This window comes from Halorubrum sp. Ib24 (genome assembly GCF_002252745.1).
Taxonomy (GTDB): Archaea; Halobacteriota; Halobacteria; order Halobacteriales; family Haloferacaceae; genus Halorubrum.
The window spans coordinates 1-21,331 of the sequence record NZ_NHOX01000044.1 but is presented as its reverse complement, the minus strand read 5'-3'; the positions used below and the strand labels follow the sequence as shown (position 1 = coordinate 21,331).

The 21,331-nt window shown below is 63.7% G+C and carries 17 protein-coding genes and 1 pseudogene; 8 read left to right on the top strand and 10 right to left on the bottom strand.

Annotated elements, in window-relative coordinates:
- Positions 1-132: 132 nt before the first annotated feature.
- A complete protein-coding gene (locus DJ82_RS12825; protein WP_321166846.1) occupies positions 133-1,353 on the bottom strand; it encodes a Gfo/Idh/MocA family protein in 1,221 nt (406 codons plus the stop codon).
- A gap of 562 nt (positions 1,354-1,915) precedes the next feature.
- On the opposite strand from DJ82_RS12825, the gene DJ82_RS12820 reads away from it, so the two are divergent.
- The 4 genes from DJ82_RS12820 to DJ82_RS12805 all read left to right on the top strand — a co-directional run bounded on the left by DJ82_RS12820 (position 1,916) and on the right by DJ82_RS12805 (position 6,563).
- Positions 1,916-2,935 carry a sugar-transfer associated ATP-grasp domain-containing protein gene (locus DJ82_RS12820; protein ID WP_158217308.1) on the top strand — a complete coding sequence of 340 codons (1,020 nt, stop codon included), beginning with the start codon at positions 1,916-1,918 and terminating at the stop codon, positions 2,933-2,935.
- Between the two features lie 1,596 nt (positions 2,936-4,531).
- Entirely contained in the window at positions 4,532-4,945 is a 414-nt protein-coding gene (locus DJ82_RS15050) for a dockerin type I domain-containing protein (protein WP_143420565.1), read from the top strand.
- Positions 4,942-5,565 (top strand): cohesin domain-containing protein, encoded by a 624-nt coding sequence (locus DJ82_RS12810; protein ID WP_094581989.1) that lies wholly within the window; start codon positions 4,942-4,944, stop codon positions 5,563-5,565. The genes DJ82_RS15050 and DJ82_RS12810 overlap by 4 nt, the downstream gene beginning before the upstream one ends.
- A gap of 377 nt (positions 5,566-5,942) precedes the next feature.
- The gene (locus tag DJ82_RS12805; protein ID WP_094581988.1) at positions 5,943-6,563 is read left to right on the top strand and encodes a hypothetical protein; all 621 of its coding nucleotides are present in this window, start codon (positions 5,943-5,945) and stop codon (positions 6,561-6,563) included.
- A gap of 84 nt (positions 6,564-6,647) precedes the next feature.
- Here DJ82_RS12805 and DJ82_RS12800 read toward each other — a convergent pair whose 3' ends face one another.
- Entirely contained in the window at positions 6,648-7,784 is a 1,137-nt protein-coding gene (locus tag DJ82_RS12800; RefSeq protein ID WP_094581987.1) for a hypothetical protein, read from the bottom strand.
- A gap of 379 nt (positions 7,785-8,163) precedes the next feature.
- Here DJ82_RS12800 and DJ82_RS12795 point away from each other — a divergent pair, with 379 nt between their 5' ends.
- On the top strand, positions 8,164-8,919 hold the full coding sequence (locus DJ82_RS12795) for a glycosyltransferase family 2 protein (RefSeq protein ID WP_241881520.1): 756 nt from the start codon (positions 8,164-8,166) through the stop codon (positions 8,917-8,919).
- Positions 8,920-8,992: 73 nt separating this feature from the next.
- Here the strand turns inward: DJ82_RS12795 and DJ82_RS12790 are convergent, their stop codons facing one another.
- From DJ82_RS12790 to DJ82_RS12780, 3 genes are all read right to left on the bottom strand, one after another.
- Entirely contained in the window at positions 8,993-10,633 is a 1,641-nt protein-coding gene (locus tag DJ82_RS12790; RefSeq protein ID WP_094581986.1) for an alkaline phosphatase family protein, read from the bottom strand.
- 256 nt (positions 10,634-10,889) lie between these two features.
- Positions 10,890-12,290 (bottom strand): sulfatase, encoded by a 1,401-nt coding sequence (locus DJ82_RS12785; RefSeq protein WP_094581985.1) that lies wholly within the window; start codon positions 12,288-12,290, stop codon positions 10,890-10,892.
- 312 nt (positions 12,291-12,602) lie between these two features.
- Complete coding sequence (locus tag DJ82_RS12780) at positions 12,603-12,917, bottom strand: HalOD1 output domain-containing protein (protein WP_241881519.1); 315 nt, start codon at positions 12,915-12,917, stop codon at positions 12,603-12,605.
- A gap of 239 nt (positions 12,918-13,156) precedes the next feature.
- On the opposite strand from DJ82_RS12780, the gene DJ82_RS12775 reads away from it, so the two are divergent.
- Positions 13,157-14,086, top strand: a complete 930-nt coding sequence (locus tag DJ82_RS12775; protein ID WP_094581984.1) for a glycosyltransferase family A protein — start codon at positions 13,157-13,159, stop codon at positions 14,084-14,086.
- Between the two features lie 59 nt (positions 14,087-14,145).
- Here the strand turns inward: DJ82_RS12775 and DJ82_RS12770 are convergent, their stop codons facing one another.
- Complete coding sequence (locus DJ82_RS12770) at positions 14,146-15,354, bottom strand: sulfatase (RefSeq protein WP_094581983.1); 1,209 nt, start codon at positions 15,352-15,354, stop codon at positions 14,146-14,148.
- Positions 15,355-15,599: 245 nt separating this feature from the next.
- On the opposite strand from DJ82_RS12770, the gene DJ82_RS12765 reads away from it, so the two are divergent.
- Positions 15,600-15,821 carry a hypothetical protein gene (locus DJ82_RS12765; RefSeq protein WP_094581982.1) on the top strand — a complete coding sequence of 74 codons (222 nt, stop codon included), beginning with the start codon at positions 15,600-15,602 and terminating at the stop codon, positions 15,819-15,821.
- Here the strand turns inward: DJ82_RS12765 and DJ82_RS12760 are convergent.
- The 3 genes from DJ82_RS12760 to DJ82_RS12750 form a co-directional block, all read right to left on the bottom strand.
- Positions 15,806-16,864 (bottom strand): glycosyltransferase family 4 protein, encoded by a 1,059-nt coding sequence (locus DJ82_RS12760; protein WP_241881526.1) that lies wholly within the window; start codon positions 16,862-16,864, stop codon positions 15,806-15,808. The genes DJ82_RS12765 and DJ82_RS12760 overlap by 16 nt on opposite strands.
- Before the next feature lie 71 nt (positions 16,865-16,935).
- Complete coding sequence (locus DJ82_RS12755) at positions 16,936-18,846, bottom strand: DUF6541 family protein (RefSeq protein WP_094581980.1); 1,911 nt, start codon at positions 18,844-18,846, stop codon at positions 16,936-16,938.
- Entirely contained in the window at positions 18,846-19,925 is a 1,080-nt protein-coding gene (locus DJ82_RS12750; protein WP_158217307.1) for a DUF1616 domain-containing protein, read from the bottom strand. The genes DJ82_RS12755 and DJ82_RS12750 overlap by 1 nt, the downstream gene beginning before the upstream one ends.
- Before the next feature lie 229 nt (positions 19,926-20,154).
- Here DJ82_RS12750 and DJ82_RS12745 point away from each other — a divergent pair, with 229 nt between their 5' ends.
- Complete coding sequence (locus DJ82_RS12745) at positions 20,155-21,015, top strand: polysaccharide deacetylase family protein (protein ID WP_094581978.1); 861 nt, start codon at positions 20,155-20,157, stop codon at positions 21,013-21,015.
- A 76-nt stretch (positions 21,016-21,091) separates the two neighbouring features.
- Here the strand turns inward: DJ82_RS12745 and DJ82_RS12740 are convergent.
- Positions 21,092-21,331, bottom strand: a pseudogene (locus DJ82_RS12740) (nodulation protein); the annotation flags it as partial.

Here is a 21,331-nt window from a genome sequence, read left to right as displayed (position 1 = left end):
TCGATGCCTGCGTGGCTGTACATCTCGTTATGACGTTAGGACAGTGACGTTTTGTTATGCTTCGCGAAAACGGCGCGGTAGCAGCGAACTAACGGACGAAGCCGAGATCGCGGGGTCGGTCCCGGTCCGATCTCACTCGTTCGGCTCCGTCGCCGCCGAGTGGTCGGTCCCGCCGTCGACGTTCGCGCCGTCGGCGGTTTCGCCGGCGGATCCGTCGGCGCCCTCCTCGGTCTCGACGAGCGCCTCGAGCGGGTTGTCGTCGATCTCCAGCGGGAGCGTCACGCGACCGCGCCGCCTGACCGACTCCCACGACGCGAACGGCAGCTCCGCCGCGTACAGGGACCGGTCGCCGCTGGTCGCCGGTTCCCGGTCCTCTCGGAGCGCGTCGACGACGTCCTCGATGGCCCGTTCGACGAACGAGGTGGGGAGGAAGGAGCGCTTGTCGCCGAAGGGGGCCCGTTCGACGACTTTTCCGAGCCCCAATCGGAGTTTCCCGGGTTGCGGTCGGTGAATCGTCTCGCCGGTGTCGACCGTGTTCCACCCGCCGTCGGTACGGTATCTGAGGTGGGGCCCGTCCTCGGCGCCGAGCTCTATCGTTCCGTTTTCGCCGATCAGTCGCATGTAACACCCGACGAACTCGGCGCCCATCCCCGGTTCCTCGCCCGAGGAGGCGATACCGTGAACGCCGCTTTCGGTGTACCATTGGGTGAGCCCCTGGTGCTCGTGTCGCGTGCCGAACCACTCGTTCTCCTCGCTGAAGTCGGCGCCCGCCAGCACCCACTCGACGGGCGACCAGTCGGTGAAGTAGCCGGCGAGGTCGAACTGGTGAACGGCGGCGTCGGAGAGGTTCACCTCACCGAACTCGATCCGGTCGAGGTCCCCGATCGTCCCGTCGTCGATCAGCGACTTCGCGCGGGTGAAGGGGGCCCCGAAGCGCCGCTGGTGGTTGATCGAGAGCTGCACGCCCTCGCGGTCGCACACCTCGACCATCCGCCGGCAGTCGCCCCACGTCGTCGCCATCGGCTTCTCGCAGTGGATCGCGAGGGGAACGCCGCTCTCGGCGCAGTCGACGACGATTTGTGCGTGGATCGCGGGGGGGACACAGACGCTCACAACGTCCGGCTCCGCGCCCTCGAGCATCTCTTCGTAGTCCTCGTACACGTGCTCGGACCGAATGTCGAACGAGTCGGCGAACGACTCGGCGTTCTCCCGGACGATGTCCGCGCAGGCCACGAGTTCGACCCCGTCGAGTCGCTGATACCCCGGCGCGTGTCGGTACGCCATCGCGTAGCCGGTCCGGTCGGGGTCGTCGGATTTCTCTCCGGTGCCGATGATCGCGGCTCTCACTGCCATTACCGAGTCATGCCGATGACACGCACTAGACTATGCGTTGATTAATCGCCTCCCCCTTCGTCGGGATCGGAAAAATGGCCCGTCTCCGCGGGTAGCACCGCTGGCTGCACGACACGGTTGATCCGTTCACTGCGGACGTTTACCCCTCAACTCTACCGCAACGAGACAGAGAGACGGCGGTGCCTGACTTATCGATGCCACCGCTACCAGCCCATCGAGGTGAAGTGTCTCGTTGACGATTCCGATTGCCTTCCGCTAACTCTCGGATCTATATTCATTAATTTTATATCATCTATATGATATTAACATACTGTCTAACGTGTCTTTCGGAATGTGGAAGACCATCGTTTGCAAGCAATTTCGGCACTGTCTCGTTAGAGACGGATCACGGGTTGTGAACCGCTCATGTTATGCTATTTATTATTATTATACACATAGTTCTGTTGAGAGTATGGGCTCTCGCACGCCCCGGTCTCGCACATTTCGATCAATACGGTTCGCGCTCACACAGGTGAAATCGGTCGTTTCTCAGGTGATATCCGTACTTCAACTCCTGAGGAATGTGCTACAGTACCTGTTGAGAGAAATCAAACTGTGGAACGAATATCCGATTCCCGCTTGGAAACGGCTCTACGCTTGGCGTCACGGCTTTAACTCTCGAATTTTCGTTCTCCTGGATCTGGACAACAGCGATCCGTCTAATTACTTATCAGCAACTCAGCAGTTGAAGTACATCTGGCCAGCTGTCAACCCCGCATACGCCGACGTCCTCGAAAACAAAGCCGCATACCATCTCTCGACGGAGGGCCATGTCGATCATATCTCAGAATTCTACGGATTAATCAGGGACGGACAGTTCCATGCGTACTCCAAGACCGGAGGTAGTCTACTGGACGCGCTCCACGACGAGGGCGACCTGATACTCAAACCGGTAACGGGAACCCACGGGAGAGGGGTCTTCCATCTCTCAACGAACCAAGACGGGTATCGTATCAACGATGAGCCTAGTTCCGAGGCGGAGGTGATCGAATTGATCGATGGAACTGAGTCCTCCGTCGTAACCGAGTACGTGGAAAATCACGCGTACGCTGAGTCGATATCGCCGACCTCTGTAAATACGATCCGCATCTTAACGATGCGGAATCCGGACACGGGCGAGTTCTTCGCGGCCAGCGCGGTCCACCGGTTCGGGAACGATTCCACTGGCCCCGTAGACAACTGGAGTGGCGGCGGATTCGCCGCTCCCGTCGACGTCGAGACCGGTGAGTTCGGCGACTTACACACGTACTCTTCTGACGGCGGTCTCCAGCGTCTGAAGTGTCATCCCGAGACGGGAACCAGAGTGAGCGGCGAGAGGATTCCCGGCTGGGAGTCGGCGAAGGAAGCGGCGATAGAAATGGCCGAGCACCACCGCGAGAACCCGTACGTCGGGTGGGATATCGTGCTGACGGACGACGGGCCAGTCGTCATTGAAGGGAACTGCGCTCCCGGTTTGTCCCTCCAACAGTTAGGATGCGGCCTGCTCGAGGACGAACGAGTGGTGGCGTTTCTGAACACCCTCGCACCGCACGATGTGAGTTGACGATGGTAGCGATATCCGCTGTCATAAACGGAGCTACAGTTGCGACGGGTTCGTCCGCTGCTGAACCCACTTAACCGACGGTGATTCTCGCAGAGAGAGCTCCTCGAACATTCTATTTTCCCGATAACCCGATTACGGTCGAAGGTAAGCGATGTATACCTTTGTATCAAATAAACAATTATTCCCGCAAGTCACGTCACAATGCTTCCCAATGCCGACCGGAGGGACGGTGACGACGCGGCTGCCACCCGTCCGACAGTTCCCGATCACGGTCCGGATAGCGCGGTTCCTAACCAATGATTCGCGGCGGTCGTTTCGTGCGGAATCGGTGGATCGGCAGCGGCGGTGTCGCTCTCGCGGGGGCGTCGAGCACCGATATGGCCCGACGCTGGGGTCGTGGAACGTCGCTGCCCTTCCTGACACCCAGTACTAACGCGGAAAGAGATGCCGAACGAGTATAGCCTACCACAGACCGATTGGATCCCGAGAACGCCGACGCGGAGAACATCCGGTCTTCGTCCACTCACGAAAGTGATCGTCAAGAGTAGAGCGGCCAGTGAACGTTATGATCAGGCGATGGTCAAATTGGCAAGGCGCGTTCCTTACAGCGTGCTTCCCGGCCAATCACGATTACGACGTCCGACGAGTGGGCTCGTAAACTAGAATTGGATGGGTTCGACATGACGACTGAGGCGGAGGGGGGAGAGGATGAACTCCTAAGCTGTTCTGCACGGGGCACGATTTATGCCTGGAGTGGGAGACCAGAGACGCCGCGCCGACTGGGCACAGAGCGTGCTCGACAGTACCGAGCGCGACGATCGTCACGACGCAGCGTATCGACGGAGGGGAAAGTAGCGAACTGGGATGAAAATCCGGGACGAACCCCAGTTCGTCGAGGAAAAAAACGATAACGGAAATCCGGCGAACAGATCTGGCAGCGGCTCATCAAGCCGAAACCCGCAGGTGTTCATGGTACTAAGCATTCTAGAAACGGGGAGTATAGACTCCGAGAAAGCGGGTGTCGGGTAGGATTGGAATCAGAGAGAGAAGAGTAGATCTCAGACTGATGCTCGAGTGGGAGGGCGACCCGACCGAATTGGGTGGATAAAGTATAAAGACAGTACGAAGAGATGAAAGGCTTGTTGAATGACTTGGGAAGGGTTGCAGACAGAAACCGTCTCGTCCAGCGGGCACCGCGGCTACGAGGGAAGAGAAAAGTCGGAGGCAAACAGAAGAGTAGGAGTTGAGGTGAGTGCAAAGGACGCGAACACCGACAACCGAGGGGCGTGGTTGGGGCGTCTCGGAGAGAAGGAGGAGACGCGACCGTGAAATCGGCGACGCTAACGGTCGGAGACCGTGAATGGGCGATGCGGTGGCGTAACATCGACTGCTCAGGGAACTGGACGAGAGCGCTACCTGGAACTCGTCGCGGCGGCGTCAGCGCCGACGTTCCGACGCGAGGCGGGCGCGGAAGCGAAGACGGGCGTCTCCGGAGGACCCGAGGGAGAGATCGACGTCACAGCCGGCGTCCGGCGCGTGGGCGGCGGCGAGCCTAAATCACAGGCTGGGCGAATCCTTCCTTCTCCGGCACCGACGATGGGACTTTGCGACGCAGAGGGGGAGACGCCGCCGCGCCTGACCGTGACTTCGAGCCCGGCCGACGGCGGTGACGGCGGTGACGGGAGCGACGGAATGACGCGAATGAAGGGAGTCAACGGCGGTGACGGGAGCGACGGAAGTGACGGGGTGACGGGAGTGACGGCAGCGACGGGAGTGACGCAGCGACGGGACGACGGACGACGGAGTGACGGCGGTGACGGGAGCGGACGGCGGGGAAGCCGCGACGTGAACGGAGACGGCCAATGTGGACGACGCGACGTCGATCTCGCCCAGCGACACGTCGCTAACGAGGACGTCGACATCGACCGCGAGGCGGCAGACATGGACGGCGACGGGGACGTCGACATCACGGACATCGTTGAGATCATCGACGAGACGGGGGCAGAATGACCCGACGAACCGACGGCGGATCGCGACGGGCAACGGTGGTCGTCGCGGCGACAGCGTTGCTCCTCGGAGCGGCCCTCGCGGGCGCCGCCGTCGGCGTCGCCAGCGCGGACGCACCGTCGGTCGCGCTCACCAACGAATCGGGCGGCAGCACCGCCAGTGCCCCCGCCGGAGAGACGGTCACGGTGACGGTCGATGTGAACGCGTCGAACGTGTCCGCTTACCAAGCCAACCTGACGTTCGATTCGGACATCGTGCGGGTCGTGTCCGTGTCGGGGACCGACGATTTCGACGACCCGGTGACCAACGTCGACAACGATAGCGGCTGGGTCGCGTTCAATCAGTACCGGGCGTCGAACGTCACCGATCCGCGGCTCGCGACGGTGACGGTCGAACTCGTCGGACAGCCCGGAAACGAGACGACGCTCGCGTTCGTGGAGTCCGACACCAAGCTCTCCGACGCCGTGGCGCAGGAGCAGAACCCACAGGGGTACGACGGCATTAGGCTCACCGTCGAGCCAGAGTCGGACGACGGTGCTGATGGCGGGTCAGACGGTGACGATGGGGACGATGAGAGTAGGACGACGGTGGAGACGGAGCGATGGAGACCGCCACAGCGATGATGCGATGTGTGAGATGGGAGCGATCGGCAGCGATGGTGAGATGGGAAACCGACGGCAGTGACGGGGACCGTACGACGGAGGTGACGGTGACAGTAACCGGACGACCGCGATTCGAACGATGACGGAGACGATGCGACGAACGACGACCGCAATAACGGCGGCGGGGCGAGCGGCGGGAGTTCGGGGGGAGCGCGAACGGTGGGGGAACCGGCGATGCCGGCGAGAGAGACGAGTCGCCCGCGGGCCCCCCGCTCGTCGCCTCCGACACCGCGTCGCCGAACGGAACCGCGTCGATCGTCACGACGTTCAACGGGAGTAGCCCGACGATCGACCGAGTCGAACTCCTACTCGAAGCCGGTGCCTCCGGCGACTACGTCGTGACCGAGTTCGAGCGGCTCCCCGGCGACGTCGCCGACTCGAGGGGGGACAACGCCAGCGAGGTAGTTACCGTGATGAGGTTCACTTCGCCCGAGGCGTCCGACGGCGCGGCGGACCAGCTGACGCTCGCGCTCAACCGGAGCGCGGTCGAGGCGTCGGACGCGAACGTTACCCGGCTGCGGATGGAGCGCTACGACGCGGTGACAGGGGAGTGGGAGACGCTCGCGAAACCGGTCGACGAGTCGAACGAGGGGACCGTGACGCTCACCGGCGCGCCGCCGCGCCTCGGTTGGTTCGTCGTCGCGGCGGGGAACTCGTCTCGGGCCGACCACGCAGTCCGCCCTGCGAACGAAACGAACGGGACGGCACCCGGATCGGACGAGAGTCCGAACGGAACGCCGACCGACTCCGCGGGGGCAGGAGACGCCTCAGCGGACGGCTCCGACGACGCCGCAGACGAAACCGACGCGACGGCTAACGGCTCCGGGACGATGGGTTCCTCGTCCACCGAAGGGGACGGCATCACGCAGTCGGAGGTGCCGGGGTTCGGCGTGACCAACGTTCTCGCCGCCCTCGCGTTGCTGTACGGAGTGCTGCGCATCGGGCGACGCGGGCGATGACCTCGACTCGAGAGGAGGACAGTCGGTCGGCAGTTCGAGAGGGCGGCCGCGACGTGGTTAGCCGGAGGACGGTTGCGTCGAAGTTCAGTCGGTGGCGGGAGCCTGCGTCCGGGTAGAGAGCGATTCGATGCGGTCGACTATTTCTCGGTCGATTCCGTCCGACTTCCAGTCGGCGGTGCGCGGGATCCGCGCCTGATAGGTGTCGACGCCTTCGCACAGTTCTCGGAACGCGTCCTCTTCGGCCTCGATCACGTCGTCCAACTTGTCGGCGAAGGAGGGGCCGGGGCAGAGCGCATCGTACGCCAAGAAGTACTCCATGAGGACTTCGTTCCACTCGTAGTAGCTGATCGCGTCGACCTCCGTCACCATCTGCTCGGACGACATCTCCTCGATGTCGACGTGGGTGCTGTTCGGCGCCGCTCTGAGGGCGACGACGTTGTCCACCGTCGACTCGGGGACGTGTTGTGAACCCGGGAACACCATCGAGACGTCGGTGAACTCCCGGCCGTTCTCCTGTAGATACCGCTCGTTCAGGAAGCTGATGACCTTCTGAACGACGCCGTCGCTGGCGTTTACGTTCATCTCGATGAACTGGCTCACCTCGTCCTGGACATAGTCCTGAAAGTCGTCGTGTCCGACCTCGATCTCGGGGAACGACCGGATGTTGTACGGTTGGAGGTTGACCGATAACGGGTAGCCGAGGGCGGTGCCATCGGTGCCGACCCACAGCCGGTCGTCGGAGAGGTAGCCCGCGCCCTCCCGCAACAGCGACAGGAGCGTGTTCGTCTTCCCGCCGCCGCGCCAGGCCGGGAACAACGTCGTCTCTCCGTCGAGTTCGATCCCAGACGCGTGGATCAGCGCGCGCCCCTCCTTCGCGAGCTCCTGTCTGATCCGGAACTCGACGGGATAGGTTGCCAGGAACGGCTCCCAGTTCGGCGACACGTAGATGTGGTCCCACCCGGGTTCGACGGTCATGAAGTTCGACCCGTTGCGGACGACGAACCGGTCACCGGTCCAGCCGTAGTGGTCCGAGGGGTCGCCGAGAACCGCGTCGAGGTCCGGCTCCTCGGTCGTCCGTTCGACCACGACATCCGGCTCTCGCTCCGGATCGTCGACCGCGAAGTGATCGAACATCGTGTAGAACTGTTGGGTCGAGCGGCCGCCGTCGCCGCGAACCTCCAACAGCACCGACCCGAAGAAGTCGAATGACTGTCGTTTCATCGATGCGACACTCCGGGAAGACGTGGTCGAATCGACGAGGCGGACGACTGTTGAGGGGAGGGATTTCTTCGAAGCATTTGACATGAGTGGAACCGCGTTCGATCGGGTTTGTTATGAAGCTACTATCCCGCCGTATCGCACGCCGCCCCTCATAAACTCGCCGGGTGCGACCGTGGCCGGCGAGCGGCGCCGGCGCCGTGCGGACCTCGGTTCGGTCGTCTTCGCCATCGAGGCGGGGTCAGGTCGCGGCTGCGGTCGTCGGCGGCGGCTTGCGAGCGTCCCGTGCTGCGTGTCGGCTCGGTATGTACGGAATAACAATTTATTCGTCAGTCGTGGCCGATACTATCCACCCAAGAGACGAACCGACCGACGGCGACAGATGGAATCCATGCCCGAACTGAGCATAATCGTCCCGACGCTTAAGCCGAAAGACGAGGTCGAGTCCGTCGCGAGGCTCGAACAGCACGAGTTCTCCGACTACGAGGTGCTCGTGCAGAGCGAGGATTCGGCGACGAAAGCCAGGAACGCAGGGATTCGACGGGCGAGCGCGGAGAAGCTCGTGTTCCTCGACGACGATTCGATGCCCGTCGAAGGATACCTCGACCGGGTCTCAGACCTGTTGGAGCGCGAAGCCGTCGTGACGGGGAAGATCATCCATCCGCGAAACGATGTCATCAAGCGACTGACATCCCACTACGACCAGGGGTCCGATCCCCGCTACGTCACCCGGTTTTGGGGCTGCAACGCGGCCTGCCGAAAGGAGGTGTTCGACGACGCCGGGATGTGGAACGAGGACATCACTTGGGGACACGAGGAGAAAGAGCTTGCAGAGCGGATACTGAATCACTATCCGATCTACTACGACCCCGAGCTGCTCGTGTATCACGCCTACGCCGACTCGATCACCGACTACTGGCGCAAGCAGTACGAACTGGAGCTGCAGACGCCACAGCTCTGGGAGATGAACGACGTCCCGTCGTCGAGTCAGTACTTCCGGACGCTGCAGACGGTGCTGAACCCGATGAACTACGTGGGAGCCACGCCGAAACACGCGCTCGTCCGCTCGGGCGCGAACCTGATGCGGTTCGCGGGGCGTGCGGTCGGAATGTACCGGCAGTCAAACGACCGGGACTGACGCCGAGAGCGGCTCGGCGGCCGCTCGGAACGCCGCTTCCGAGGAGTCACGACCGCGGCCGCCCGTCCGTCGGTCACTCCATGTATCCCAGCCCGCGCAACCGGTCTTCGACCTCGTCGAAGTCGCCGTCGACCTCCGCTTGCGACTCGCCGTCGCCCTCCTCCCGCGGCTCGCCGGCGTCGTACTCCGCGGACCGGATGGGCCGGCCCGCCGCGGGCGACCCCGTCGCGAATATCTCCTCGAGCACGGCGCCGTCGGCGTGGGACGGCACCGGACGGTCGAGGAGGTGCAGGAGCGTGGGAACGAGATCGACGGCCGAGGCGTCCGCCGGCCGCGACCCCGCCTCGATCCCGGGACCGTGCGCGAAGAAGATCCCCTCAGATTCGTGGTCTGCGGCCTTTTCCGGGACGGTGAACGGCTCGTCGGCGAACTGCCAGTTCACCGTATACCCGTCGATCGACTCGACCAAGAGGTCCGGTTCGAGCGTGTCGCCCGCGGCGGCCGCTCCGTGATCGGGACCGTCCGCGTCCGGCGTCTCGCGGCCGGGATCGACAACGACGAGCGGCCGGTCGCCCGTCTCCGGATCCCGGACGTTTTCGAGGATCTCCGTCACGCGGCGTTTGACCGCCGGAACCTCCGAGGGGGGAACGGTCCCCGACGCGAACCGGGCGGTGTCGTTGACGTAGACGCTCCCGAGCCCGTGGAGGAACGCCTCGGTTCGCGAGAAGTCGGCGTCGTACAGCGCGTGGTCGCCCGGTATGCGGGTCGCCGCGCGGCTGATCAGTCCCTCGGGCAGGTATCGAACGAGCGTCCCCTCGTCGATCCCGACTCGCCGTAACGCGTCGAGCACGTCGTCCTTGTCCAAGCCAGCGAACGACATGACGCCCCGCACTCCCTCCTGCTCCTGCCGCGCGATGAGACCCTCCCGGCGAAGTATCTCGTTGACGTTCACCTGTCTGGAGACGGGGCCGAAGCCGTGGTCCGAGACGACGAAGAGGACGGCGCCGGTCCGCTCGCAGCGCTCGACGACTTCGGCCAGCAGGTCGTCGAGCTCCTCGTAGTGCGCCTTGAGCACCGCCTCGTCCCAGACGAGGTGCTGGAGTCGATCGGGCGCGGTGTACACGAAAAAGGAGAGCTTCCAGTCGGTCCGTTCGAGGAGTAGTCGCATGAGCTCTCGACGGTTCGACAGCAGCCCGTCGAGCGCGTCGAGGAACGCCTCCCGCCGGCCGAAGTACTCCTTCCAGTCCAGCCCGATCTCGTAGTCGGGGATCCGGCGGTCGATCGCCGCTCCGAGCTCCGGGGGATAGGTGAACTCCGAGGCGTCCTCTGGCGTCATCATCCCGGTGGCCATCTCGCCGTCGAACTCCCGGGCGGGGAAGGTCATCGGGACGTTGCCGACGACGGCCGGAGAGACGATGTCCCATATCGCCGGTCGGGTTCGATCCGCGCCGGTGTTCGGTCGCTGCCCGTACTGGGGGTTCAGTTTCGTGAACTCGAACAGCCCGTGGCCGGCGGGGTCACAGCCGGTCGCTATCGACGGCCACGCGACCGGCGTGTTGGCCGGAACCGTGCTCTCGAACGGCCCCGCGCGGCCCCCCCGTCGGAGCCGCTCAAACGTCGGTAGGTCTCCCGAGTTCATCCATTTCTCGATCAATGACCACGGGACGCCGTCCAGCCCGAGAACGAACGCCCGCTCCGGCTCGAACGCGGTCATCGCGGTATCGCCCCGGTCGCACGTCTCGCCGTCGCGCGGCAGCGATCGCCGGGCGTCGATCGGGCGGGACGATAGTCTTCCCGCGCGGACCGAAAGCTGGCGCGCGCGCGTTGAGAGCCGTCACGTCTCTCGCGGGCGCGATCACTGCGCTCTCCGCTGAGTGAGTCCATAGCTGTCACGTCCATACCGCCTTCCACCACATTGTTACTCCCGACCTATCGGGCGGAACGGGCGGGTCAGGCCGCGGTGGGGGGACTCAGAGGTAGCCCAAGTCCTCCAGCTGCTCCGCCATCTCCGGACTGAAGTCGGCGGTTCGTTCCCGGGAATCGTCCGGTGCGCCGTGGGTCGCGAGCCACGAATCGATCTCGCCGTCCAAACGCTCCACGACGTCGGGCGCCGACTCGGAGACGTCCGCGGACTCGTCCGGGAGCCGGTAGAGCTCCGCGCGGTCGTCGCCGCGCTGGTACCGGTGCTCAGTCGTCCGGGCGCTGGTGACGACCCCGGTGAGGAATCGACTCGCATCGAACGTCGGGTTGTGACGGCGGAACTCTTCGATCTTCGTCTCACTCCGGGGTTCGCCGCGCTGGGTGAACGCGATCTCTCTCGGGTCGGTCCGAATATCCTGTCCGATCGGGACCGGCACGTCCAGTCCGAGCGCCGCGACGACGGTCCGCATCACGTCGGCGTGCTGCACGACATCCCTCCGTGCACCGGAGAGGCCGTCCAGTCCCGCGACGACGAGCGGGACGATCGTGACCGCCGTGTGCGTCGAGAGCATGTGCGCCAGCAGTCCCTCTTCGCCGAAGAACTCGCCGTGGTCGGCGGTGACGACGATTATCGGGTCGTCGAGCTCGGCTCGGGCCGTCTCGACGATGGACGAGGCGACGGCGTCGACGTACGCTAGGGCCGAATCGTACATCACGTCGATCGCGTTCCACGTCTCCGCGTCGACCGGGAGCCCGTCGGCGATGTGCTCGTGGACCCGATCGGACATGTCGAGGGACGCGGCGAGAGCCCGGTCCATCGGCGCGTCGAGGTCTTCCTCGAACCGACTTCTCCAGCCCTTCGGCGGGTAGTAGGGGTGATGGCTGTCCGCGAGATGCGCGTAGAGGAAGACCGGGTCGTCGGCGGCGGACGCCCGGCGGATGTCGCGGCTCGCCAGCGCGTCGATCATGTAGCCAGTGCTGTGCTTCCGCGTGTCGGTCGTCCAGCCGGCCGAGTGCCGTCGGAGGTTCAGGAGATACCGCGCGAGGATACGGGGGCCGACCTGCTCGAGGAGCTGCTCTTTTCCCAGGTAATGAAAGCGCTCGAACCCGCGGTCGAGGCCGGTCGCGGCGCTCACCTGCGCGATGGGAGAGATGCCCACCGTCCGGTACCCGGCGTCGCGTAGCCCCTCCGGAATCGTCGGGACGTCGTCCGAGAGCGCGAGTTCCGTCGACCACGTCCGGTGGTTCGAGGGGGCTCGGCCGGTCAGTATCGACGTCGACGACGGCCGGGTCCAGATGGCGTGAGTAGTGCAGTTCTCGAACGCGGCGCTGTCGGCCTCGCTCGCGAGGCGGCGGAGGAACGGTGTCGTGTCGCGCTCGTGGCCGCCGACGGACGTCCGGTCGTACCGGACGCTCTCGAGCGTGAGCCACACGATGTCCCGATCGGTCATTGGAGGACATCAGACCGCAGGCGCGTTTAATTCATGACTCGCTAACCGGTCCGTGCCCGGGCGAACGAGCCGAGAGCGCCGCCGTCGAAACGCCGGTTTCAACCGGGTCTCGCGACGACAGACCGGGACCGGGACGCCCGCTCAACGGAGTGGCGCCGAGCCGGTTTACGACCGGATTAACCTCCGAGATTCCGTTGAAACCCGCTCGGACGCGTTGTCGAGCGGAACCTCCGTTCGCTGACGGGTGCAGTCCCGCCGCTCCGCGAGGGGATCACACGAGCGGGAGACGCGAAACTGCGATACCCAGTCGAACTACGCGTTCGTAGAGGAGGACCCGTCTCCGTCCGGAACGAGCCGAAGCCAGCGGTTCTCGACGATTTCGACCGTGTAGCCCTGATACCGGAAGGCGAGTCGACACGGCGTCGAAGCGTCGGCCGCGTGAGCGACGAACGAGTTCAACGCTTCCGGGTCCACGTAATCCCACAGCGGTTCGAGATCCTCCGGCTCTCGGTCGGTCAGATCGGCAATGCTTTCGACCACTATCTGACTCGTCGATCGGTCGTTGGCCTCGTTCAGGTCGACTTTGTACACGGGAGCAGTCTCGTCCGGCGTGTTTTGCGTGTCCATGATCTTTCTGGGATGAGACGGATGTCCGTTGATTCGAATAGATAGAGGTAAAGAAATAAATAACTTCTACCGGAAATATTTGGATCGGCGTTCGGCCGGTTCTGGCTGTCCGAGACGTCTTCCGTACCGACCGACGACGAGACAGAAAGCCTCTCCGGCGGAGAGTTGTGTCCGATCCGGACCGGTAGGGGGCGGTATCGGGGTGATAACGAAGTACCGAGTCGGATTAGGGAGACGGAATGAGTGACGAGGGCACGGTGAGCGTCGTGCTTCCGACGTACGGCCGCCCGGAGTACTTCGAAGAGGCGGTCGGCAGCGTCGCGAGTCAGACGTACCCGGCGGTGGAGCTGATCGTCGTTGACGACTGCTCGCCCGAGCCGGTGGCGCCCCTGCTCGACGAGGTCGACACCGCGGGTGTCGACGTCACGCTCGTCCGCCACGAGGAGAACCGCGGGGCCTGCGCCGCCCGAAACACGGGCATCGACGAGGCCGGCGGGGAGTACGTCGGGTTCATCGACGACGACGACGTCTGGCTGGAGACGAAGCTGGAACGCCAAGTCGAGGTCATGGAGTCGTCCGACCCCGACGTGGGCGCCGTGTACACCGGGCAGCGCGTCGTCACGGGCGGCGAGACGACAAACGTCCGAGCGCCGACCACCAGCGGGGACGTCACCGCGGCGATCCTGAGAGGCGCCTCGCTTAATCCGTTCTCGTGCATGCTGGTGGATGCGGCCGTCGTCGAGGCGGCCGGGCCACTTGACGTTCGTTTCCCCAGCTGGCAGGACCGCGAGTGGTACTTCAGGCTGTCGACCCGCTGCGAGTTCGCCGCGATCCCGGAGCCTCTCGTCGTCAGGCGGATGGGACACGAACAGATCAGCGGCGACTACGAGACGAAACGCGACGTGTCGTACCCGCTGTTGCTGGAGAAACACCGCGGGCTCGCCAGAAAGTACGGCTGTGAAGACGAGTTTCTCGCCTACTTAAGCCGATCTCTCGCAGGCTCCGCCCTACAGAGCGGCCGCTACGGAGCCGCGATGCGACACGCGCTCGTCTCCCTCAGATACCGGCCGACATACGGACTCGCCTGGGCGACGATGGCGGCCGCGGCCGGGGGACCGGTAACGCATGAACTCGCGCAACGAGTGAAACGGCTCGGTATCGCTCGGTGACGACCCCTGGTCGGGAACGGTTCTGATTCGGAGCGCCTGCAGAAGACGGATTCACCGGATTAGGCGTCGATGTTCTGCACTGTCGAGACGACGTGTTGTTTCTCCGCCTCCGTCGCCCGCTGCTGCTCGACGATGGAGCGACCGATCTCGTGGAGAGGGTGATCGTCACCTTGTCGCTGCCACCGCCCGTCCTTCCGGACGGAGACCGATTCACCGTCATAGGTCCGTTGATATCGCCATTTCCGACCACGAACGACGTACATCCCGTCGTTGTTCCGCGTGGTCACGTACGGGCGTTCGACGGTCGGACGGCCTCCGACGGCGACCCCCGTGAGAAGCTCCGGAAGCGATCTGAGCGAGACTGGATCTTTGACACGCTCGGAGGGGACGTTACCGACGACGAGGGGAACGTGGATGACCGACTCGTGGAGGTGCCCGTGGCCGTACCGCCCTTCCTCGCCGAACAGCTCACCGTGGTCTGCGTGGACGCAGATGGCGGTGTCGTCGCCGACGTCGTCGCGGAGGGTGGCGACGAACTCGTCTGTGTACTCGATCGTCCTGTCGTACGCCGAGAGGAGTCGGTCGCGGAACAGCGGGCTCAGTCGTTGGTCAGCCCCGCCGAAGAGCCAAGCGTTCGCGGCGTAGGTCAGCGGCCAGAGGGAGAGAAACTTCCTCTGAGGGATGTACGGCATATGGACGTCGACGAGGAACACCCAGAGGAAGTACGGCTCCTCTGCCGAGCGCCGCCACCGGTCGACATCGTCGTAGAACGACTCCCACGACATGAACATCTCCTGGCCCGCCCACCAGTCCACGAGCCGCGTCGCCGTCTCCCTGACGGGGCCCGCGTCGTCGTCGCCGCCGTCGCGGAACCGATTCGACGTCGTCTCCTCTATGAAGTCCTCGAAGTGATCGAACCCATTGTCGAAGCCGAACGAGCGGGACGTCCACGGATTCGCGGTGAACGCGGCCGTCTCGTATCCCATCCGGTTGAACCGTTCAGCAATTGTGTCGCGGGCGCGCATCTGGTCGCGAAGCGACTCCCGCCGGTCGGCTCCCGGGCGCGAGAAGGGGTAGTCACCAGTCATAAACGAAGTTGACGATCCGCGCGTCGCCCCGGCGGGGGCGATCGCGTTGTCGAACTGCAGCCCCTCCGCTGCGAGCTCGTCCACGGTCGGCGTGAGATTTCCATCGGAACCGAGGTGGCCGCATCTGTCGGCGCGGAGGCTGTCGACCGTGACAAGCACGACGTTCCGTGGTTCTGCCATCGTACCAGTCGGTTCCTCAGCGCGAGTATTGTTATAGGCGACTTACTCCATACAATCCGTGCGGCCCCTGAGAGGACGAGTTGGGATATCTGAGACGGCAGAGTTGTGACCTCCGAAGTGCCGGGTTCGAAAGAATTCGCGCGTATCGGAGGTGACGACACCGGTAGTCGGAACCGACGGATCATCACATTAGCAGGGGGATACTGAAGTCAATCTCCACGATAGGGTGTGTGAGGGGATTCAGAATGAGTACCGAGGTCGACAGCCGGTCCGTGGCGATAGAAGAGCATCTCTACGAGCGCGTCGAACGCCGTATCGCGAAGACGAACTTCGAGTCGGTGGACGAGTACGTGACGTTCGTTCTCGAAGAGGTCGTCGCCTGCGACGACGTGGACGAGGCGCACGAGGAGGTTGACGAGGAAGACGTCCAAGCGCGGCTGCGTTCACTGGGCTATTTGGATGCGTAGGGTTCGTCCGTGGCCGGGGGAGCGTCCGCGGTTTCCCTCTCCCTCGGCACGAGCGAGTCGTACAGTTCGGTCAGATCGTCGGACACCGTCCTCCACGAGTGAGACATCTCAACGCGTCGCCGGCTCTCCTTGGCCATCGACCGGATACGATCCGGATCCGAGAGGAGCGTCCGGAGGGCGTCCGCAAGTTCGTCCGCGTCGCCGGGCTCGACGAGCACGCCGTTCGTTTCGTCGACGACGCTCGGGATACCTCCGACGTCGGTCGAAACGATAGCGTTTCCGCCGGCCATCGCCTCTAGGATGGCAATGGGAACGCCCTCGGCGTACGTCGGGAGGACGTTCACAGTCGACTGGTTGAGGAGTTCGCGCTTACTTTCCTCGGAGATGAACCCGGCGTACTCCACCCCCGCTCGGGAATCAGCGAGATCCTCGGCGAGGTGCGACAGCGAGCCTTTACCCGCGATCGTGATGTCTAGGGATTCCTCTTCGGCGAGCTGGTCGACGGCGTCGACAAGCTCGCGGATACCTTTCCTCTCGATGTGATTCGAGACGAACGAGATCCGCACCGGCGAGACCGAGAACGACGGATCGTAGTCGGAGACATCGACCGCGTTGTGGAGGACGACCACCTTCCGGGGATCGATGTGCTCTTCGAGCACGTCCGCCCAGCCGTCCGAGAGCGCCACGACGACGTCGCTCGCGCTGAAGACGGCGGACTGGAGCAGCTGAATGGGAAGCGAGTCCACGTCCAGAAACTCGTCGAACGACGACCCGTGAACGTGGAGGACGACCGGGCGGCGCCACACGAACGACGCGATCAACACGTACCACGACGACTGGTAGAACGAGTGCCACTGCGCCGAGTGGACGTGGACGATGTCCGGCCGGCGTCGGAACGGGAACAGCAGCATCTGCTTGAGGGCGACGAGCATTGCGAGGGCGAACCGAATCGAACCGGTTCCCGGCGGGACCGCCACGCTGTACACCCGCGTCCGGATGCGTTCCGGCAGGTGTCGGCACTGTTCGGAGATGTACTGATTCATCCCGCCGCTGCCGCCCGGGCGATACGGTCCGATGATGAGCACCTCAGTGTCGTCGTGTGCCGTTCGAGAGCTCATGCATTTACCCCTCTCTGCGGGGGTTTCGTTGCCTGATCGGACGACAGTTCGGGTGATCTGATCTGCGGGTTTTCAACGGTCTGCTCGTCGTACTTGACGTGATAGACCTCGGTTTCACCATTGGTTATGATCTGACTCACACCGACTGTCTCGTCCACTCCCGTGAAGTCCGACTCCTCGTACCGAATCCCCCCGTAGGCGATCAACTCCTCCTGCTTGTCCTGATCGGTCTGGATATAGTAGTAGAACTCCCGTGTCGGGAAGTTGTTACCTCGGAATCGACGCAGGTCAGATGGGAGCGCGTCAGGCGGAACGGCCCATCCGAGGCCCCAGGCGACATCCAGTCCCATCGCCGTCGAATAGCGACGGGGGTCACTGCGTGGCGACGCCAACGCTGCACCATCCGCTCGATACTCCATCGCGGTCTCGTGACCCAAGTACGTTTGTTCGGAGACATGCTGTGACGGCTGGTTGAGATACGGTGATGGGAACACCATGAGAACGGACAGCACCAGCATAGTCACGAGTCCGATGACCGTGATCATCTTCACTGCCCGCGAGGGCGAGGAATGCAGTTCGTCGACATGGGCGCCCGCTTTCGTCAGCCCGATTCCGGCGAGAATCGTGACGAGCACCATCCCGAACCCGATGTGTCGGAAAAAGTAGCCAGATACCTCGCCCACGAAGTGCGCCAGCGAGTAGATACCGAGCCCGACACCGGCGAGCGAGAACGTCGTCGTTATTATCCGGCTTTTCTCGTCGAACTGATCAGATAACAGGTTCGTTACAACGACCGCTCCCGCAACGAGAGCGTAGAACGCCGGCACTAGGAACAGTTTCACGAACAACTCGCCGATTCCTAGGCCAACCGTGTTAGCGGACTCGGTCCGCTGTGTGACTATCTGTCCGGCCTGCTCGGTGCCGAGTAGCCACCCGTTCACGGACGAGAAGAGGAACGAGGACATGCGGAACACCGCGTCGTGCTGGAAGTTCCACAACGCGAAAAACACCACCAAGAACAGCAACTGGCCGTAGACAGGTGGGGAACTGGACAGAGCGTTATCCGCAATTAATCGGCCGTTAAGCTTCTGTATCACCGCGATTGCTCCCAAGACGATGATGACGTTCAGCGCGACCTGTGGGTGGTATAAGACGATCGCGAGCGCGGTCACCGCGAATCCGAGGTCGGTCGAGGAGAGCCGCCGGGGGATCGTCTCGTCCGCTCCGCGGTCGGTGATGTGTTTGATCACCACGTAGAGGAGTATCGGCGTTAGGAACGTCGCCATCGAGAACGTGTGGAAGTGCGGGTGGAAGCTGATGTGGTTGATCGGGAGGAACATGAGCGCGGAGAGAGTTGCGATTGCAACCGCTCGTCGGCCCGGCAGTATCGTTCGTACGCAGAGGACGACGAAGACGACGTAGAGGGCCGACGCGGCGAACGCGACGAACAGCATCGACTGCTCCAGCGAGATCCCCGAGAATACGCTCAAGAACCCGCTGAAGCTGTACGCTCCGGGGTACACGGTGTCGAAAAACTCCACCTCGCCAGTCACGAGGCCTCGGGCTCTGCCCAAGTGTCGGAGCCCATCACCGAGGCCGTAAAAAAAGTAGCCGCGGATGAGCGGGAGCGCGGGAACCGACAGCATCGAGAGACCGGTTAATACGATGCCCTCAGCCCACTGTATCAACGAGGTGCCCAGTGCCAACGCGCCGATGCCTGTCAGCAGTGAGACGGCGATACCGATCCAGAAGATGAGCGGCGTGCTACGGTAGATGGACACCTCGTATCCGGCTGCCGGGTTCGCCTCCGCGACCGTTACGGCCGCAAAAAAGCAAGCTGACCCGATCAACAGCGCTACCGACACGGCGCTTCGATCCTCAGGTGCCTTCGAGAGGTCGGGAGACATCAGATAGCCTCCGCGCCGATCTCAGCCGGATTTATTTCGGTCCCGCGGTGACCACTGGTGAGCGATTCGGGATCGAGATGTCCCGGATCCACCGTCGAGATCGACGGTGTCACCGGCTCGTCTATCACGTTCTCCTCGACGCCGGACCCTTCGGTGCCGACCCAGAGTGTGAGATTCCGGTACGAGTTGCTGAGAGTCGGCTCCGCGGGGCTCTCTCCTTTATAAATGAGGTAGGCGAGTCGGAGCCGTTCCCCAGACATGTCGGAGGTAACTCGGTGGTCCTGCTCCCACGCCGAGCCGGGGTCGACGGTTTGTTCGAACTGGTCGCGGATGGAGACCTCGGTGACGGTCCCGTCGTCGCTCACCCGCTGGAGCTGGACGACGACCTCGTACGTGACCGCCAGTGACTCCCGGTTTTCCACTCGGAAGACGAGGTCCGCGGTTTCGCCCGCCTGTAGCCGGTCCGGGTACCCGGCCGCGACGAGTTCGCCATCGTCCGTCTCGGTCAGCAACACGGCGGTGGTGTACTCGGGGCTCTCGGCCGGGGACGCCATCGCGACGGTCACGGTCGCGGTCGCGATGACGAGCATCACGACCACCGCGACGTTCAGCGCCCGCTTCCCCGGTGTGGGTGCGGAGACCTCGTCGGCAACTGTTTCCGCCAGATACGCGAACGGCGACGGAGGGTCGATCTGGGTCGGAGATATTCGGTATCTGATGGCCGCGAGAGCCGTAAACAACGTCGTCGCGGCCGAAACGAGGCCGATCACTGTCCACGAGTCGTACGCGGCTCCCGTCATTTCGACGACGAAGCCGTATATGGGCATCAGACAGACGCTGAATCCGACCGCCAGCGCGAGCCGTTCGAAGGGGTCGAGAGACGACATGGCTGATTCGAAGTAGCGGCGGTTCAGCGGTGTCCGGGCCTCGTTCTCTTCGGTTCGGCTCCCCGGAAAGACGGCGAGCGTGAGCGCGTAGCCGGGGAGGAACAGCAACGCTGTGCCGGCTGCCACCAGACGGACCGCGGACCCCTCGGGGAGCCCGATCACGAGGAGGCAGGTCAGGAGAACGGTTAGCACCGGCCACAGAAAACTGAGGTTGGGCGCGGATCGAGAAGCTTGACGAGCCGTCATTAGACTGTCCACACGTCCGCGTCAGCGTGGAATAGTTATACCTCAGCTAATCGCCCATTGACGGCGATTTCCGTACGCGGACCGTTCGTCGGTCGAGATCCGTGACCGGGGGCATCTCGCTTGCCGCCGCATAACTATGCCACCCGAACCGGATCCTCCGGGGTAGAAGCGCCCGATGAACGTGTTACAGATCGACGTCGAACCCTGGTACTGCGATCTCCCGATGGAGCGGTGGGACGCGCGTACCGATCGGGTGGTAGAGAACGTCGACAAGATCCTGGCGATGCTCTCGCGGACGGACAACGAGGCGACGTTCTTCGTGCTCGAAGACGTCGCGAGGAACCACCCGGACCTGGTCGGACGCATCCGCGACGCCGGCCACGAGATCGGCTCGCACGGGGTTTCGCATCGACTCCTCTCCGAGCTGTCCCCGGCGGAGCTCGACGACGAGATCGAACGCTCCGTGGACGCGCTCCGCGACGCCGGCGTCGACGGTATCGAGGGGTTCCGTGCGCCCAAGTTCTCCCTCAACGAGTCCACGGCGTGGGCGATCGACGTCCTCGAAGAACGGGGGTTCCGATACGATTCGAGCATCTTCCCCGTGAAAACCCCGCTGTACGGTGTGCCTGACGCGCCGAGACGGCCGTACAAGGTCGGGTCCGACGACCTGACGCGTCCCCGCGAAGACGGGTTGTGGGAAGTGCCGCTCAGCACGTATCGGGTCCCCGGCCTCGAATTCAATTTGCCCGTCGCCGGCGGGTTCTATCTCCGAGCGCTCCCGTATCGCTTCCTCAGACACGCGCTCGAACGCCGGGTCGCGGCCGGACACCCGGCGGTCTGTTACGTTCACCCGTGGGAGCTCGATCCGACGATCCCGCGCGTCGACGAGTACGCCTGGTTTTACTACCACCGCCTCGGCGGAGCGGCACGGAAGTTCCAGCGACTGCTGAACGACTTCGACTTCACGACGACCGAGCGGTACCTCGATTCGACCGAGATCCGCTCGGAGCGCACGACCGCGGAGCTCGAAGCGTAGCGTCGAGCGCGGAGAGGTCGACTCCCCCGCGCTCAGCGGGAGTGATCTCGGAGAAGGTCCGTCGCGGCGGCCGCTCTCACATGTAGCCGAGGTCGCGGAGCCGCTCCATCAGGTCCTCTTTGTCCTGAGCGCGGCCGGCGCGCTCGGTCGTCCCCTCGAGGTCTTGGAGCCACGCCGGTTCCTCGGTCGTCTTGTCCGTGCTGACTTCGCTGCCGAGCGAGCGGAAGCCCGCGAAGTACTTCGGCGAGATGGGGACGTCTTCCTGGGTGACTCCGTCGGGGAGGTCCTCGGCCGAGTCGGGGACGTACCCCTCGTC

Coding starts and splice junctions, on each gene's coding strand:
- DJ82_RS12825 (WP_321166846.1), bottom strand. CDS start 1,353: ATGGCAGTGAGAGCCGCGATCATCGGCACCGGAGAGAAATCCGACGAC.
- DJ82_RS15050 (WP_143420565.1), top strand. CDS start 4,532: ATGGGACTTTGCGACGCAGAGGGGGAGACGCCGCCGCGCCTGACCGTG.
- DJ82_RS12810 (WP_094581989.1), top strand. CDS start 4,942: ATGACCCGACGAACCGACGGCGGATCGCGACGGGCAACGGTGGTCGTC.
- DJ82_RS12800 (WP_094581987.1), bottom strand. CDS start 7,784: ATGAAACGACAGTCATTCGACTTCTTCGGGTCGGTGCTGTTGGAGGTT.
- DJ82_RS12795 (WP_241881520.1), top strand. CDS start 8,164: ATGGAATCCATGCCCGAACTGAGCATAATCGTCCCGACGCTTAAGCCG.
- DJ82_RS12790 (WP_094581986.1), bottom strand. CDS start 10,633: ATGACCGCGTTCGAGCCGGAGCGGGCGTTCGTTCTCGGGCTGGACGGC.
- DJ82_RS12785 (WP_094581985.1), bottom strand. CDS start 12,290: ATGACCGATCGGGACATCGTGTGGCTCACGCTCGAGAGCGTCCGGTAC.
- DJ82_RS12780 (WP_241881519.1), bottom strand. CDS start 12,917: ATGGACACGCAAAACACGCCGGACGAGACTGCTCCCGTGTACAAAGTC.
- DJ82_RS12775 (WP_094581984.1), top strand. CDS start 13,157: ATGAGTGACGAGGGCACGGTGAGCGTCGTGCTTCCGACGTACGGCCGC.
- DJ82_RS12770 (WP_094581983.1), bottom strand. CDS start 15,354: ATGGCAGAACCACGGAACGTCGTGCTTGTCACGGTCGACAGCCTCCGC.
- DJ82_RS12765 (WP_094581982.1), top strand. CDS start 15,600: ATGAGTACCGAGGTCGACAGCCGGTCCGTGGCGATAGAAGAGCATCTC.
- DJ82_RS12760 (WP_241881526.1), bottom strand. CDS start 16,864: ATGAATCAGTACATCTCCGAACAGTGCCGACACCTGCCGGAACGCATC.
- DJ82_RS12755 (WP_094581980.1), bottom strand. CDS start 18,846: ATGTCTCCCGACCTCTCGAAGGCACCTGAGGATCGAAGCGCCGTGTCG.
- DJ82_RS12745 (WP_094581978.1), top strand. CDS start 20,155: ATGAACGTGTTACAGATCGACGTCGAACCCTGGTACTGCGATCTCCCG.